The 14,131-nt window shown below is 68.6% G+C and carries 17 protein-coding genes and 1 tRNA gene; 11 read left to right on the top strand and 7 right to left on the bottom strand.

Translation table 11 applies throughout. The features are described from left to right. Positions 1-113 precede the first annotated feature (113 nt). From QO010_RS21750 to QO010_RS21735, 4 genes are all read left to right on the top strand, one after another. Positions 114-536, top strand: a complete 423-nt coding sequence (locus QO010_RS21750) for a CBS domain-containing protein (protein ID WP_307352678.1) — start codon at positions 114-116, stop codon at positions 534-536. A 36-nt stretch (positions 537-572) separates the two neighbouring features. Further along, entirely contained in the window at positions 573-977 is a 405-nt protein-coding gene (locus tag QO010_RS21745) for a PaaI family thioesterase (protein WP_307352676.1), read from the top strand. A gap of 32 nt (positions 978-1,009) precedes the next feature. Next, complete coding sequence (locus tag QO010_RS21740; RefSeq protein ID WP_307352675.1) at positions 1,010-1,609, top strand: hypothetical protein; 600 nt, start codon at positions 1,010-1,012, stop codon at positions 1,607-1,609. 90 nt (positions 1,610-1,699) lie between these two features. Continuing rightward, positions 1,700-1,969, top strand: coding sequence for a hypothetical protein (locus QO010_RS21735; protein WP_307352674.1), 270 nt, complete (start codon positions 1,700-1,702; stop codon positions 1,967-1,969). A gap of 4 nt (positions 1,970-1,973) precedes the next feature. Here the strand turns inward: QO010_RS21735 and QO010_RS21730 are convergent, their stop codons facing one another. Next, positions 1,974-2,504 (bottom strand): transporter family protein, encoded by a 531-nt coding sequence (locus QO010_RS21730; protein ID WP_307352673.1) that lies wholly within the window; start codon positions 2,502-2,504, stop codon positions 1,974-1,976. A 118-nt stretch (positions 2,505-2,622) separates the two neighbouring features. On the opposite strand from QO010_RS21730, the gene QO010_RS21725 reads away from it, so the two are divergent. Continuing rightward, positions 2,623-3,222: an SRPBCC family protein gene (locus QO010_RS21725; RefSeq protein WP_307352672.1), complete on the top strand. Its 600-nt coding sequence runs from the start codon at positions 2,623-2,625 to the stop codon at positions 3,220-3,222. On the opposite strand, the gene QO010_RS21720 is transcribed toward QO010_RS21725, so the two are convergent. After that, a complete protein-coding gene (locus QO010_RS21720; RefSeq protein ID WP_307352670.1) occupies positions 3,219-3,632 on the bottom strand; it encodes a DUF1801 domain-containing protein in 414 nt (137 codons plus the stop codon). The two genes, QO010_RS21725 and QO010_RS21720, sit on opposite strands and share 4 nt — an antisense overlap. 55 nt (positions 3,633-3,687) lie before the next feature. After that, the gene (locus QO010_RS21715; RefSeq protein WP_307352669.1) at positions 3,688-4,239 is read right to left on the bottom strand and encodes a hypothetical protein; all 552 of its coding nucleotides are present in this window, start codon (positions 4,237-4,239) and stop codon (positions 3,688-3,690) included. A gap of 166 nt (positions 4,240-4,405) precedes the next feature. Here QO010_RS21715 and QO010_RS21710 point away from each other — a divergent pair, with 166 nt between their 5' ends. The 6 genes from QO010_RS21710 (at position 4,406) to QO010_RS21685 (ending at position 9,159) form a co-directional block, all read left to right on the top strand. Beyond that, a complete protein-coding gene (locus QO010_RS21710; RefSeq protein ID WP_307352668.1) occupies positions 4,406-4,816 on the top strand; it encodes an SRPBCC family protein in 411 nt (136 codons plus the stop codon). 12 nt (positions 4,817-4,828) lie between these two features. Beyond that, positions 4,829-5,047 carry a hypothetical protein gene (locus QO010_RS21705; protein ID WP_307352667.1) on the top strand — a complete coding sequence of 73 codons (219 nt, stop codon included), beginning with the start codon at positions 4,829-4,831 and terminating at the stop codon, positions 5,045-5,047. Positions 5,048-5,056: 9 nt separating this feature from the next. Beyond that, entirely contained in the window at positions 5,057-5,470 is a 414-nt protein-coding gene (locus tag QO010_RS21700; protein WP_307352666.1) for a DUF1801 domain-containing protein, read from the top strand. 31 nt (positions 5,471-5,501) lie between these two features. Next, positions 5,502-5,930 (top strand): DUF1801 domain-containing protein, encoded by a 429-nt coding sequence (locus tag QO010_RS21695; protein WP_307352665.1) that lies wholly within the window; start codon positions 5,502-5,504, stop codon positions 5,928-5,930. A gap of 35 nt (positions 5,931-5,965) precedes the next feature. Then, positions 5,966-7,237: a putative hydroxymethylpyrimidine transporter CytX gene (gene cytX, locus QO010_RS21690; RefSeq protein WP_307352663.1), complete on the top strand. Its 1,272-nt coding sequence runs from the start codon at positions 5,966-5,968 to the stop codon at positions 7,235-7,237. Between the two features lie 263 nt (positions 7,238-7,500). Then, complete coding sequence (locus tag QO010_RS21685; protein WP_307352662.1) at positions 7,501-9,159, top strand: eCIS core domain-containing protein; 1,659 nt, start codon at positions 7,501-7,503, stop codon at positions 9,157-9,159. Positions 9,160-9,172: 13 nt separating this feature from the next. Here the strand turns inward: QO010_RS21685 and QO010_RS21680 are convergent, their stop codons facing one another. From QO010_RS21680 to QO010_RS21665, 4 genes are all read right to left on the bottom strand, one after another. Continuing rightward, the gene (locus QO010_RS21680) at positions 9,173-11,482 is read right to left on the bottom strand and encodes an alkaline phosphatase family protein (RefSeq protein ID WP_307352661.1); all 2,310 of its coding nucleotides are present in this window, start codon (positions 11,480-11,482) and stop codon (positions 9,173-9,175) included. Positions 11,483-11,729: 247 nt separating this feature from the next. Further along, positions 11,730-12,158 carry a PaaI family thioesterase gene (locus QO010_RS21675; RefSeq protein WP_307352660.1) on the bottom strand — a complete coding sequence of 143 codons (429 nt, stop codon included), beginning with the start codon at positions 12,156-12,158 and terminating at the stop codon, positions 11,730-11,732. A gap of 109 nt (positions 12,159-12,267) precedes the next feature. Continuing rightward, positions 12,268-13,872 (bottom strand): amidase, encoded by a 1,605-nt coding sequence (locus QO010_RS21670; protein ID WP_307352659.1) that lies wholly within the window; start codon positions 13,870-13,872, stop codon positions 12,268-12,270. A gap of 171 nt (positions 13,873-14,043) precedes the next feature. After that, positions 14,044-14,120, bottom strand: a tRNA-Arg gene (locus QO010_RS21665). Positions 14,121-14,131: the final 11 nt, after the last annotated feature.

Here is a 14,131-nt window from a genome sequence, read left to right as displayed (position 1 = left end):
GTTGATCCTGCTCCGGCCCCCAGGACGCGACAACCGTCGCCGATCCGACATCCTGTCGGAACAAGCCTCGCCGGGGTCCGTTAGATGGCCGTCGCTAACCAGTGAGATTCCCCATGCAAGCCTCCGACGTCATGACTGCCAACCCCCAGGTCGCCAAGCCCACCGACACCGTGGCCGATGTCGCCCGGCGCATGAGCAGGATCGAGGTCGGCGCCATTCCGGTCCTCGACGGCGACCAGATCGTCGGCCTGATCACCGACCGCGACATCGTCCTGCGGGTGGTCGGCGAGAAACGCAGCTTCGACACCCCGGTCAGCGAGGTGATGACCAGCCCCGTGGAAACCTGCCGCGACGACGCCAGCGTCGCCGACGTCATCTTCCAGATGTCCGACAAGCAGGTGCGCCGCATCCTGGTCGTCGACGCCAGCGGCAAGCTGGGCGGCATCGTCTCGCTGGGCGACGTCGCCAACGAGGCCTCGGCCCGCAAGGCCGGCGCGGTGCTGGACGAAATCTCCGAAGCGCCCGCCAACAACTAGGTGGCCTGGCGCGCCGGTCCGGGCTACCCGTGCCCGATGTCCGACGCGCCGCCGCCCCTAACCCCCGCCGCATCTCTGCTGGGCCGCGAGGTCCTGGAGATCGATCTGAAGGAACGTCTCGCCCGGGTGGCCTACCTGGCGCGCGATGAGTTCGCCAACCGCCACGGGACCGTCCAGGGCGGCTTCCTGGCCGCCATGCTGGATTCGGCCTGCGGGATCGCGGTGACGGCCGACCTGCCCGAGGGGATGACCGCCGTCACCCGCCGCCTGGACACCAGCTTCATCCGCCCCGCCCGCATCGGCCGGCTGATCGTCGAAGCCAGGGTCATCCGCCGCGAGGGCCGCGCCGCCGAGGTCGAGGCGCAGCTGATGGACGAGGCCGGGGTCGTGCTGGCCAAGGCCCGGGCCGAGCTGCGCACGATGGAACAGCGCGACAGCTAGCGTGGAGGGCAGGTCGGTTATACCGTCCCCGCATGACCAGACTGCCCGCCATCGCCCTCGCCCTGATCAGCCTGTCGCTCGCCGCCTGCGGCAAGGCCGCGCCTCCCGCTTCAGCCGAGCCCGCCGCCGAGCCGGCCGCAGCCCCGGCGCCCGCGCCACGCCGGGCCGCCCCGGTTGTGCAGGGGGTGCAGCTTCAGGATGGCGGTTTGAAGCTGATCGTCTATGCGGGCGATTCCGAGATCAAGTTCGGCCAATCGATGAAGGCGACCGTCACGGCCCTCGACGGCCAGCTGGGCCCGGGCGGCAAGCCCACGGTGAACAGCGAGTGCGGAGAGGGGCCCGTCACCTTCATCGACTGGCCGGACGGCCTGACCGGTCTCTTCCAGGACGGCAAGTTCACCGGCTGGAGCCTGGATCGCGACTCGCCCAAGGGCGTCTATGTCACCGACAAGCGGATCGGCGTGGGCTCGACCCGCGCCGAACTGTTGGCCGCCTATCCCGAGGCCAAGGTCGAGACCTCGACCCTGGGCGAGGAGTTCACCATCGGCGGCTATGACGGCATCCTCAGCGGCAAGGCCGCCGACGCCAAGGTCGAGACGCTATGGGCGGGAACCGCCTGCGTCTTCCGCTGAAGTCCTTGGTTAAGGCATTGTAAACCAACATTTTTTTGGAACCCCGGGTTGAGTAGGTCGTTCTGTCGAATAGCAGACAGGAGACTGCCCATGGCGTCGGCCGGCCCCCGCCTCAAACACGAGACCTTCGAGCGACTGCGCGAACAGATCGCCACCGCCTCGGCCCTGTGCTCGGAAGACCAGCTGCTGGAGCTGGCGGACGGCCTGCACGCCGCCATCCGCCGCCGGCATGGCGAGCGGGGACGCAGCTATGAAGCGCCGGCCCTGCAGCGATTGCGCGAGCGGTTGAGCCTGTCGGGAAACTGGCCCGAATGGCTGACCGGCGCCCCTTTTGGCGGCGGCTCGGAGGCGCGCGGCTAGAGGCTCAGAACCTGAAGGCGAATCCCGCCGCCACCGTGTCGCCATCGGCGCCGGGGGCGTCAATTTCCTTGTAATAGCGCAACGACAGCGTGGCCGGCTGGCCCAGCAGGCGGACATCGCGGCCGACCACCGGCCCGACCGCCGACCCCGTCCAGCGCAGCGCGCCCAGCCGCCGGGAAGGCCCGACCCCCTCGCCCGCCTGGCGCGCCGAATAGCCGACCATCCCGACCTGCACCTCGCCGAACCGCCGCACGACGGCGCCCTCGGCCTCGAACAGGCCGCCGGTCTGGAAGGGGGCGGCGTTCAGCCGGGTTTCCTCCAGGAGCCGCGTCGCCGCCGACACCGTCCAGCGGCGTTCGGGGTCCCGCCAGCGGATGACCAGGTCGGGGCCGGTCTCGCCCGGTCCATCGGCCAGCGAGAGCGGAACCGCCGGCCGCGCCAGGGGCGCCATGGCCTCTGGCGCCGCAGTCTGGGCGGCGACCGGGCCGGCCAGGGCCATCATCACCGGCAATGCTGTCCAGCCTGAACACCTCATGCAGAGGTAACGCGCCGAGGGGCGGGTGTTTCCCGTCAGAGCGAAGCCCACGCCAACCCCTTGCTTGAACAATCAATCAATGGCTCTATCAGCCGGTCGTCGAAGGGGAGAACTGGCCATGATCAGGCAGGCGGGACTGGCGTTCCTCGGCGCGGCCCTGGCGCTCCTGGGCGCCGGCCCGGCAGCGGCCGAGGGCAGCTGGCGCGACTTCGCCGGCGTCAGCAACACCGCCTATGTGGAGCCCAATGGCGACCGGGCGATCCAGCTCAGCATCGACGTGCCGGCCCCGCCCCAGGCGGTGTTCGACGCCTTTGCCACCGCCGAGGGCTTCAAGAGCTGGGCCGTGCCTTTCGCCCAGATCGACCTGCGGGTCGGCGGCATGATCGAGAGCAGCTACAATCCCGCCGCCAAACCCGGCGACCGCGACAACATCAAAAACCAGATCCTCGCCTACCTGCCGGGCCGGCTGCTGGTCATCCGCAACGTCCAGGCCCCGACGGACTTTCCCGACCCCGAGCTATTCGCCAAGACCGTAACCATCATCGCCCTGGCCCCGCTGGACGATGGCGCCACGCGGGTGACGATCACTCATGCCGGCTATGGCCCCGGCGAGGGGTTCGACCGGCTCTACAAGATGTTCGAATGGGGCGACGCCTACAGCCTGACGGGCCTGCGCCAACGCTTCGTCAGCGGGCCGAAGGACTGGAGCAAGCCCTAAGCCCTGCGACGCCGGTCCAAATGGTAGCGCAGCGCCATCGCCACGCAGGCCGCCAACGCATCCGATGGCGGAGGCCCGACGGGGAACAGCACCGCCCGATCGCCCTCGAACTCCAGCTCGCCGGTCAGCAGGGTGCGGAAACGATCGAGCAGGTCGGTCTTGCAGTTGAAATAGAGCACGCATCGGGCCGGCGCGCCGTCCCGCCAGCCCAGGCGGATGGTGCTGCCGCTCCGGCTGACCGGGGTCAGATAGGCCGGTTCGCCCCATTTCAGCGTCTCCTCCAGCGGCCCCACGCCCGGCGTGGCGGCGGCGGTCTGAAGGATCAGGGCGCGCACCCGCTCCAGCGTCTCGCGCACGGCCGGCGGATAGGCGGCGAACACCGCGGCAACGGCAGGCGGCGGCGTGGTCATGAACATCCCCGGGGCTGACGGCAAACTATCCGCGCGCCAGGGAGACTTCTCAAGATCAGGGCTTCAGATTGATCCGGTAGATATGCCAGAGCCTCTGCTCGGCGGTGGAGCCGGGCACATCGTTGACCCGCCGCAGGGTGACCGAGCCCAGCTGGTGGAACGGCGCCCCGGTCTTCAGCCGGCCATAGACCTGCACCGGCACATCGACGAAGAGCGAGCCGGCCGCCCCCTCGATCTCGCCGGGGGCGCCGATCTGGGCGTGGTATTCCGAAAAGCCGCCGAAGCTGGCCGCGAAGGCCGGCTCGCTCATGCCCGACGCCTCGCCGCCGCCCGACCACAGCCGCCAGGCCTCGGCATAATGGCCGCCTTCCAGCTGGGCGTAATAGGTCTGCACGACATTGGCGGCGCCCTGGGCGCTGGTCGCGGTGATGGGCCCCTCCGGGATCGGGGTGCGGTCATCGGGCAGGCCCCCCGGCTGGCCCGGCGGAATGGGCTCGACCGGGGTCGCGGGCGGGGCTGGCGCGGCGGGCGGGGCCGGCTTCTGCGCGGGACGGTCGCAGGCCGCCAGCAGCAGCAGAACGGCAAGGGTCGGAACGAGGGGTTTCATCGGGCTCATCGTGGTTCAACGCGCCGAAGCGGTTTCGGCGCCCGGGAGGATGGGCTTTTGCGACAGGGGCGAGGAGGTTCATTGTGGGGAGCCGCTTGACGGATACATATCTCCAGAGTTATACGTCAATCATAGCCCCAAAGTTATCGATCTCCGGAAGAACCCCATGACCGACCTGTCCACTGAGACCCGTTCCGTCGTTGTCGAACGCGAGATTTCCCACCCGCCGGAGAAGCTCTGGCGCGCCCTCACCCAACCGCATCTGATCGAGGAGTGGCTGATGAAGAACGACTTCAAGCCCGTCCCGGACCACCGCTTCACCCTTCGCGGCGACTGGGGCTCTGTGGAGTGCCAGATCACCGAGGTCGAGCCGCACAAAACCCTGTCCTACACCTGGGAGGCCATGGGCCTGGAAAGCGTCGTCACCTGGACCCTCACCCCCACGGCCACGGGGACCCAGCTGCGCATGGAGCAGTCCGGCTTCCGCCCGGATCAGGAACGGGCCTACCAGGGCGCCAAGTTCGGCTGGAACAAGTTCTTCGCCAGCCTGGAAGAAACCCTGGCGCGGATGGATTGAGGGAGGCCCCAAATGAACTTCAACGCTCTGATCCGCCAGATTCACCGCTGGCTTTCGATCCTCTTCACACTGGCCGTCATTCTCAACATCGTCGCCCTGGTGCTGAAGCATCAGGCCGTCTGGATCGGCCTGCTGGCGCTGTTCCCGTTGATCCTGCTGATGATCAGCGGTCTCTACATGTTCGTGCTGCCCTACGTCGCCAAAAGGCGTGGCGGGCCAGGCGCTGGATAGGAACCCCCGATGACCGGCAAGACAGCGCCAATCCTCCTGGCGGGCGGCAACCCGCAAATCGCCAAGGGCGAGGGCGACGCCCCCGTGCAGGCCTATATCGCCGCCATGCCGGGCTGGAAGCGCGCGGTCGGCGCCCGGCTGGACGCCCTGATCGAGGCCGCCGTCCCCGGCGTGCGCAAGGCGATGAAATGGAACTCGCCGCTGTATGGGCTGGAGGGCCAGGGCTGGTTTCTCAGCCTCCGTTGCTTCACCGGCTATGTGAAGGTGGCCTTCTTCCGCGGCGCGGCGCTCGATCCCGCGCCGCCCGGCGCATCCAAGAGCGGGGACACCCGCTATCTCGACATCCGTGAGGGCCAGCTCGACGAAGCCCAGCTGACCGACTGGGTGAAACAGGCCAGCCGGCTGCCCGGCGAGCGCCTGTAGGCGACAGCATCAAGACAGAGGCGACACCATCATGATCAAGAGCGACCTGCCGACCGACACCCAGACCCACTCGGCCGCCGAGCTGATCGATATGCGGATCAAGTCGCTGCCCGACTGGCGCGGCGAGACCCTCGCCAGGCTGCGGGCCCTGATCAAGGCCGCCGACCCCGAGGTGGTCGAGGAGTGGAAGTGGCGCGGCGTTCCCGTCTGGTCGCATGACGGCATCATCACCACCGGCGAGACCTATAAGGAGGTCGTCAAGCTGACCTTCGCCAAGGGCGCGGCGCTGGAGGATCCGGCGCGGCTGTTCAACTCCAGCCTCGAGGGCGCCACCCGCCGCGCCATCGATATCCGCCAGGGCGAGACGATCGACGAGGCGGCGCTGAAGGCCCTGATCCGCGCCGCCGTGGCGCTGAACACCGCCTCGAAGGCCGGCAAAAAGAAGCCCAAAAGCGCTTAGAGCGCGCCGGGAGGCGCGACCTGCTAGACTCGGGCATGGCTCAGCCCGACGAAACCTATGACCCCCTGACCCCGGTGCCGGCCGAGCGCCGGGTGTTCGGCGCCTTCGAGGCCTTTTCGCTGTGGTTCAGCCTGGGGATCGGCCTGCTGGTCCTCCAGGCCGGCGCCCTGCTGGTGCCGGGCCTCAGCCTGCCCGCCGCCCTGGCGGCCATCGTCACCGGCTCGGTGCTGGGCGCCCTGCTGCTGGCCGCCGCCGGGGTGGTGGGGGCCGACACGGGCTTGTCAGCCATGGGATCGCTGCGGGTGGCCCTGGGCAAACGGGGCGCGGCGATCCCGGCGGTGCTCAACGCCATCCAGCTGACCGGCTGGGGCGCCTTCGAGATCATCGCCATGCGCGATTCCGCCGACGCCCTGGCCAAGCAGACCTTCGGCTTTTCCAGCCCCCTGGCCTGGACCCTGCTGTTCGGCGCCCTGGCGACGGGCCTGGCCATCATGGGCCCGGTCTCCTTCGTCCGGCGCTTCCTGCGCGCCTGGGGCCTGTGGTTGCTCCTGGCCGGCGCCGGCTGGCTGACCTGGCGCCTGCTGGCCGACCATGACCTGGCCGCCCTGATGGGCCAGCCCGGAACCGGTGAGATGAGCTTTGGCGCCGGCGTCGACCTGGTGGTCGCCATGCCCCTCTCCTGGCTGCCCCTGATCGCCGACTACACCCGTTTCGGCCGCACCAGCCGCGGCATGTTCCGCGGCAGCTTCGCCGGCTATCTGCTGGCCAACATCTGGTTCATGGCGCTGGGCGCCGCCTATGCCCTGACCACCGGTGGCGGCGACCTGCTGCTGACCGCCCTGGCCGCCACCGGCGGCGGCGTCGCCCTGCTGCTCATCGTCATCGACGAGACCGACAACACCTTCGCCGACATCCACTCCGCGGCGGTTTCGACGGCCATCCTGCTGCCGCTGAAGCCGGCGGGACTGGCGCTGGGCTACGGCCTCCTCTGCACGGCCATCGCACTGTTGGCGCCGCTCGCCGAGTACGAGGCCTTCCTGCTGCTGATCGGCTCGGTGTTCGCCCCGCTGTTCGGCGTCCTGCTGACCGACCATTTCATCGTGCGCGAACGGGCCCGGGACGGCGAGCGCAGCCCACTGAACCTGTCCGGCTTCGCGGCCTGGATCATCGGCATCGCAACCTACCAAGCGCTCAGCCGCCTGGTCCCGGACCTCGGCGCGACCCTGCCTTCGGTGCTGGTCACCGCGATGGTCTATCTGGGGCTTTGCATTGCCGAGGGGCGCCCCGCGGGGTGGAAGGAGCGGTGAGGGGCCGGCTGGTCGCTTCTGAGTGACAGGGCGTGTTTCACTCTATTCACCCGGCTGCTTCGATAGTGTTACACTTCAGGGGTGAATTCCGGCCGCGCGTCGGTTAATGCGCTGCACGGATCGCTCTCGATTGCGAAGGATCGACGATGGCGAGCAGCGCGCGGGCACAGACGTCCTCCGAACAGACCCATGATTTGGCCGCCCCAGGCCTTCGGGCTCATGCCAGGCCGCCCGTCGCCCGGCCGGCGAGCAATCAGGCGCAGTTGCGTCAATTGCAGGCCAAGCTGAAGGTCGGCGAGGTCAACGACCCGCTCGAACATGAGGCCGACGCCGCGGCCGATCGGGTGATGGGGATGGCCGACGCGCCGGCTTCGCGTTCCGCCGCGCCGCCTTCCCTGCAGCGCCAGGCCGCCAATGCGACGACCGGCGGCGGCGTGGCGCCGGCGGCCGTCGACACCGTGTTGCAATCGCCCGGCGCCGCGCTCGATCCCGCGACCCATGATTTCATGGCGGACCGCTTCGGCGAGGATTTCAGCGACGTCCGCATTCACACCGATGCCCAGGCGGCGCGCTCGGCCGAGGCGGTCGAGGCGCGCGCCTATACGGTCGGGCGCGACATCGTGTTCGGCGCCGGACAGTATGACCCGGCCGGGGGCGCCGGCCGGCGGCTGCTCGCCCACGAACTGGCCCATGTGGTGCAGCAGGGCGCCGGCCCGCCGCTGCTGCAGCGCGACAAGGCCCCCCCCAAGCCGTTGGCCGGCGGCAACATCCTCTATATCGGCATGAACGCCTATCAGCTCGAGGTGCAGGCGCTCAAGAACCGCTACTTCAACAGGAAGGACGCCGTGACGACGGTGACGCGAACCACCGACACCGCCCACACCGCCGTCCGGGGCGGCACGTTCGACATGACGACGGATGCCGGGATCGACAGCTTTGCCGCCGGATTGGGGCTGAACCCGGCCGATACGACGGCGGTGGCGGCCTTGATAAAGAGCCAGCCCAGCGCCGATCGCGACGACCTGGCGCATGTGACCGACATCTATGCCCAGACCAACGCCGACGGTATCGACCGGATGAGCCGGGTGATCCTGTCGGGGCACAGCTATGGCTCGCTGATCTATGGCCATGCCGAGACCAAGAACGCCGAGACCTCGCACGTCCAGTTCGACGCGCTGATCAAGCTGGCCGGCCTGTTCCCCAAGGCGGCGGGCCAGACCAAGCACCTGATGGTGGCCGCCTGCCTGTCCGGCTCGGAAGGCAATCTGCGCAACATCTACCTCAAGGCCTATCCCAATCTGCAGACCTTCACCGGTGAGACCATGCTCGGCCCGAGTGGTCAGGGAGCGGCCGACGAAGTGGCCAACTGGGCGCGCAAGACCGACAGCAACCCGACGAAACTGGACAAGCCGAGGGGCAGTGGATCCAACTGGACGGCGGCGGAGGGCTATAAGGGCGACAGCCAGCTTTCCGGCGCCGAGACCATGACGGCCCTGCGCAATGACGAGGCCAAGTTCAACGAATATTTTGCCGGGACCAAGGCGGACGCCAACACCCATGCCGGCCCGCTCACAAGCTACTATATCCAGGCGCGCCTCGCCTCCCAGAACGCGGCGATCACCGGGGCCGATCACGACTATGCGCAGCTCCATGCCGATCAATCGTTCCGGCTGCGCTTCTGGAAAGCCCAGGTCGCGCATTTCTGGGTGGACAACGGCGCGGCGGTCCGCAGCGGCTATGGCAGCGCCGCGGCGCCGGACTACGGGACGATGTCGCGCGCCGACGCGCTGAAGGCGATCGCGGCCTTCCCGGGCGTGGCGGCGGGCGGGGCGGCCGAGATCACGGCGGCCAAGGCCTTGCTGGAGGCGCTGCGGACGCTGGACACGAAGGTGATGAGCGCCGATTGGCTCGAGATGCCGTGACGGCCGGTGCGGCTCAGCTGAACACCTTCTTCCGCGGCGGCGGCGGGATGGGCCCGCGCGCCTGTCGCGCCCGGTCCAGCACCTCATCGACATAGGCGTCCGCCTCACCCACCGTCTTGATCGCGGCCAGGCGCGCCTTGATCTCGGCGGCCTTGGCGGGATCGCCGCCGGCCAGCTCGATGTCGGTCTTGGCCACGATGGCCATGAAGCCCGGAGTGTTGCCGGTCTGGGGCAGGGGAAGGGCGGCGCGCGCGGCCTCCTCTTCCGGACTGGGCGGGTCGGGCGCGGACCAGGTGGCCCCCGTCGGCGCCGGCAGCACGGTCGGGCAGTCGGTGCGCATCGTGGGCAGGGACAGCATGCGAAGCACGGTGTTGGCGGCGGCGTCCCGCTTGGTCATCGGCTTGAGGCCGTAGAGCGCCTCGAGGGTCGCCGGGATCGAGGCGTGGTCGTACACGGCCTTGTCGATTCCGTATTGAACCCAGGGCGAGACGACGATCGCCGGCACCCGGACGCCGTAGTTGTCGAACAGGAAGCCGCCGGAATTGATCGACGAGTCCCGGGGGCTGCCGTCGTCCGGCGGCGGCGCGGGCCCCGGCTTTACGCTGTCGTAGAAGCCGCCATGTTCGTCATAGGTGACGATCAGCAGGCTGCGCGGCCACAGGGGCGAATTGCGGATCGCCTCGTAGGTCGCCTTGATGAGCGACTCGCCGGGCGACATCGAATCCATCGGATGCTGCGAGGAGCCGCCCTTGTAGGAGCCACTGGTGACGTCGCCGTAGTTGGGTTCGATGAAGGTGTAGGTGAAGGGATAGGGGCCCTGGAGGTCGGTGGCGAACATGCCGAAGCTGCGCGTATCCCCGTAGGTGACGCCCTTCAGCGCCGAGGCCTGGGCGACGCCGCCGAGATTGGGGCCGTTGGTGTCGACGAAGATCCGCCAGAGCAGGCCCGCCGAATTGAGCCGGTCGAAGATCGAGGCGCCCGAGGGATAGGTGAAGCCGAACCCCGGCGATTCCCAGGTGGAGAGGTTCGTGGGCCCCGGCGAATCCGCCCAGCCGCCGGACGAAGCGCCGTGGACGAAGAACCGGTTGGGCCAGGTCGGGCCGGGGAGCGACGAGAACCAGTGGTCGCAGAGGACGAAGGCGGCGGCCAGGTTCATGGTCACCGGAATCTGGTTGTAGGGCTCGAAGCAGCCCATGATCTGGCCCCACTGCTCCTCCGTCGGCAAGTTCGGGTTGCCCTTCTCGATCTCGGTCCGGCTGGTGGCGTAGTTGGCGACGAAGCCGGTGTTGTGGACCGGCGGGTAGGGCTGCCAGGGCGTGTGGGCCACCCCCTCGCCGCAGAGCTGCTCGACGACGTCGGCGAACTCGTGGCCCGGATCGGTGGGCATCGGATCGACGGCCGGCATCTGCGGGTAGAAGGTCAGGTCGTCGTAGGAATTGCCCACGTCGCGCTCGGCGACGTCCAAGCCCGGCATGTTGCAGAAGGCGAAGAGATTGTCGAAGGAGTGGTTCTCCAGCATCAGCACGAAGACGTTGTCGACCGCCGTGTAGGGACCGACCTTCTCCATGGCGATGGTCCTGCCGCCGGACGGGATGTCGATCTCGAATTGGCTCTGGCTGACCTCGAAGTGCAGGAACTGGTTCACGTCGGCGGCCTGCAGCTGGCACTCCTGCCAGTAGACGCCGCCCTTGAAGCCCGCATTGGCGTAGACGCCCGGACTGCCGCCGTCCTGGACGACCAGCTTGATGGCCCAGTAGTCCGCGACCAGGGCCGGCCCGACCCGGAAGTTGGCGAGCATCGGCCCGACCTCCACGCCCGGCCCGGCGACCCAGGTGGCGCTCTGCACCCCGTCGGTGCTGTTGCTGTGATAGAGGGTGACGATGGCGTTGCCGTCGGTGGTGTTGCGGACCATCACCGACGAGGTCACCACCTCGACCGGGTTCATGGGGGTCGAGGTGTCGCCGGAATCCAGGCTGATATAGAGGCTCTTGCTGTCCACCAGGAAGTTGTGGGTCTTGCCGGCGTCCTTGCGCTGGAGCTGGCACTCCTTCCAGTCGCTGTATTCGAACGTTCCGCTGCTCTCGTACACCCCCGGCGTCGTGCCGCCGGTCACCGTCATCTCGCAGGCCCAGAAATCCCGCACCGTCAGGGATCCAAGGCCGACATTGAAATGCACGGTCATGGGGCCGGCCGAGTAGCCCGGCCCCACGGTCCATTTGCCGCTTTCGGTCCCATAGTCGGCGTTGTTGTGGTGCAGCGAGATGGTCGCCGTCCCGTCCGTCTGGTTGGTGACATAGACCTGGGCGGTGCGGGGAGATGACATGGGCCGGCCTCCGGATGGCGTGAGACGCCGCCCGTCGAGGAAGACCGCCGGGTCTGGAAGTACGCCGACCGTCGGGCCTGCCTACGCGAGCGGAAACTGCAAAACGCTGGTCAAGCCATGGCCCCCCGGGCCCTGGCGCGCCCATGGATCGGGCGTTCGCAATGAAGCGCCTCAGAGGTTGGCGCCGGCCGGGACGGGCGTCAACGCAGGATAGCAATGCTAGTTTCCCGGCCGGTTGCCCGCGCCATCAACGCGGATAGAGGATGATCTGGGTGCAGCGGAAAGCGGCCATCAGCTTGCCGGTGGCGGCGTCCTCCATCCGGGCGTCCCACACCTGGGTGGTGCGCCCGCCATGCAGCAGGGTCGCGGTGCAGACCGCCTCGCCCTCGCGCAGCGTGCCGGTGAAGTTGCACTTCACCTCCGCGGTGGTGAAGCCGCTGGCCCCCTCCGGCCAGGACGTTGACACCCCATAGGCGCAGAGCAGGTCGGCCACCGACAGCACCGCCCCCGCCAGCAGGAACCCGGTATGGGCCACCAGATCCGGCCGCACCGGCAACCGGCCGACCACGCGGCCGTCGGCGACCTCGGTGATGGTCAGCCCCAGATGCTCGGCCAGCTTGCCGACATTGGCCCGGTTCAGGTCCTCGACGCTGGTGCGGTTGATCGTGGCGGGCATGGGCGGGTCCTTGTTCGGCCGTAGGGTAGCTTGTCGGACGCAGGGGGAGGAAGGCGGGAGGCGTGGGGGTCGGGGGACAGTTGCTCCTGTCTCCCTATTTCGCCCCCGCCTATCCAAGTCCTATGAGCGCCGGAGCGCGCCGCTTGAGGTCGGCAGGGGCCGCGGCTTCATAGCCTGCCGCGAGCTTCAGGCAGGCCAGGTCCTGGTGCTGCGGCGCGACGATCTGGAGCCCCATCGGCAGGCCGGCCGCACTGAACCCGGCCGGGACTGCAAGCGCCGGACAGCCGGCCATGGTGATCAGGCAGGCCGCCTGCATCCATTCGTGATAGGTCCGCATCGTGCGGCCCGCGACGGTTTTCGGCCAGTCCAGGTCGGAGGCGAATGGAAAGACCTGGGCCGTCGGCAGGACCAGGTAGTCGTAGCGCTCGAACAGCTTGGCCACCGCACGGGTCCATTCGCTGCGCACGACAGAGCTTGCCGTGACCTCGTACGCCGAGAGCTTCAGGCCGCCCTCGACCTCGTACACCGCCTCGGGCTTTAGCAGCGCGCGGGTCTTGGGATCGTTGTAGAACGTCAGCAGGCCGCCGCCCTGCTGCCATTGCCGCAGGCGGATGAAAGCCTGCCAGACGTTCTCGAGCGGATAGTCGGGGATGGCCTCCTCGACGACGCAACCGATGGCCTCGAAGGTCATCATCGCGCGGCGGCAGAGGTCCAGCACCTCAGGGTCGTAGGGAACCGCCCCGCCGAAATCGCCGACCCAGGCAATCCGCTTGCCCTTCAGGTCGCCCGCCAGCGGGGCGCGGAAGCGGTCGCCGTCGCCGTCGCCGTCCATGGACAGCGGCGCGCGGGGATCGAACCCCGCCTGCACCGAGAGCAGCAGCGCCAGGTCGGCGACGTTGCGCGCCATCGGCCCGTTGACGCCCATCGACGGCAGCCAGACCTCCCGCCCCACCGCCGGTACGCGGCCGATGGTGGTCCGAAATCCGTACACATTGTTCCAGCCTGCGGGATTGCGCAGGCTGCCGCCGAAGTCGCTACCGTCGGCGACCGGGACCATATGGAGCGCCAGCGCGACGGCCGCGCCCCCGCTGCTGCCGCCTGACGTGCGTGCGGTGTCGTAGGCGTTGAGCGTGGCGCCGTAGACGGGATTGAAGGTGTTTGAGCCGAGGCCGAACTCCGGCGTGTTGGTCTTGCCGATGAAGACGGCGCCCGCCGCCCGAACGCGCTCCACCGGGATGGAGTCGAACGTGGCCACGGTGTCGCGGAAGATCGGCGAGCCCTGGGTAAAACGGAGGCCCCTGGCCGGCTGCAGGTCCTTCACCGCGTGCGGGAAGCCGTGCAGCACACCCAGCGGACCGCCGCGGACCAATTGGGTGTCCTTCTCCGCGGCCTGCCTCAGAAGATCGGCGCGGTTCTCCAGCGCGACAATGGCGTTTGCCTTGGGATTCAACCGCTCGATGCGGTCGAGGTAGGCGGCCATCACCTCGACGCAGCTGACCTGCTTGCCGCGGATCGCCCGACCCAAGGCGACCGCCGTCATTTCGGGGATCTGCGTCGCCGCCCTGGCGCCGCCCGTGCTCAGCGCGGCGGCGGCCGCCAGCGCCAGCAACGTGCGCCGGTCGACGCCCTCGACCGACGGGTTCTGGGTGGCTCTGTGCATCAGCTCGACCTCTTTTTCGCAAGGCGAGGCTACAGTGAGGGCGCTATCGTTCAAGCCGCCATCCGCGCGAGCAGCCCGCGCGGCGAGGGCGAGCGCACGAGGGCCCAGGCGCCATCCCCCACGACCGCCTGGATGCCCAGCAGGACGGAAATTGCGATGACAGGAGCACCTGTCCCATCGGCAGCGCCTTTGGCGAAATCGTTATTCAAAAACCGGGAGGAGAAATGGCGCGCTCGGAGCGATTCGAACGCCCGACCCTCAGATTCGTAGTCTGATGCTCTATCCAGCTGAGCTACGAGCGCGCACTTCACGG

The organism is Caulobacter ginsengisoli, from assembly GCF_030814835.1.
GTDB classification, from domain to species: Bacteria; Pseudomonadota; Alphaproteobacteria; order Caulobacterales; family Caulobacteraceae; genus Caulobacter; species Caulobacter ginsengisoli.
The sequence above is the reverse complement of the archived record's forward strand: the minus strand, read 5'-3'. Positions and strand labels throughout refer to the sequence as shown.

Excerpts from the sequence above, each read along its gene's own strand:
- QO010_RS21750 (WP_307352678.1), top strand. The coding sequence starts at position 114 with ATGCAAGCCTCCGACGTCATGACTGCCAACCCCCAGGTCGCCAAGCCC.
- QO010_RS21745 (WP_307352676.1), top strand. The coding sequence starts at position 573 with ATGTCCGACGCGCCGCCGCCCCTAACCCCCGCCGCATCTCTGCTGGGC.
- QO010_RS21740 (WP_307352675.1), top strand. The coding sequence starts at position 1,010 with ATGACCAGACTGCCCGCCATCGCCCTCGCCCTGATCAGCCTGTCGCTC.
- QO010_RS21735 (WP_307352674.1), top strand. The coding sequence starts at position 1,700 with ATGGCGTCGGCCGGCCCCCGCCTCAAACACGAGACCTTCGAGCGACTG.
- QO010_RS21730 (WP_307352673.1), bottom strand. The coding sequence starts at position 2,504 with ATGAGGTGTTCAGGCTGGACAGCATTGCCGGTGATGATGGCCCTGGCC.
- QO010_RS21725 (WP_307352672.1), top strand. The coding sequence starts at position 2,623 with ATGATCAGGCAGGCGGGACTGGCGTTCCTCGGCGCGGCCCTGGCGCTC.
- QO010_RS21720 (WP_307352670.1), bottom strand. The coding sequence starts at position 3,632 with ATGACCACGCCGCCGCCTGCCGTTGCCGCGGTGTTCGCCGCCTATCCG.
- QO010_RS21715 (WP_307352669.1), bottom strand. The coding sequence starts at position 4,239 with ATGAAACCCCTCGTTCCGACCCTTGCCGTTCTGCTGCTGCTGGCGGCC.
- QO010_RS21710 (WP_307352668.1), top strand. The coding sequence starts at position 4,406 with ATGACCGACCTGTCCACTGAGACCCGTTCCGTCGTTGTCGAACGCGAG.
- QO010_RS21705 (WP_307352667.1), top strand. The coding sequence starts at position 4,829 with ATGAACTTCAACGCTCTGATCCGCCAGATTCACCGCTGGCTTTCGATC.
- QO010_RS21700 (WP_307352666.1), top strand. The coding sequence starts at position 5,057 with ATGACCGGCAAGACAGCGCCAATCCTCCTGGCGGGCGGCAACCCGCAA.
- QO010_RS21695 (WP_307352665.1), top strand. The coding sequence starts at position 5,502 with ATGATCAAGAGCGACCTGCCGACCGACACCCAGACCCACTCGGCCGCC.
- cytX (WP_307352663.1), top strand. The coding sequence starts at position 5,966 with ATGGCTCAGCCCGACGAAACCTATGACCCCCTGACCCCGGTGCCGGCC.
- QO010_RS21680 (WP_307352661.1), bottom strand. The coding sequence starts at position 11,482 with ATGTCATCTCCCCGCACCGCCCAGGTCTATGTCACCAACCAGACGGAC.
- QO010_RS21675 (WP_307352660.1), bottom strand. The coding sequence starts at position 12,158 with ATGCCCGCCACGATCAACCGCACCAGCGTCGAGGACCTGAACCGGGCC.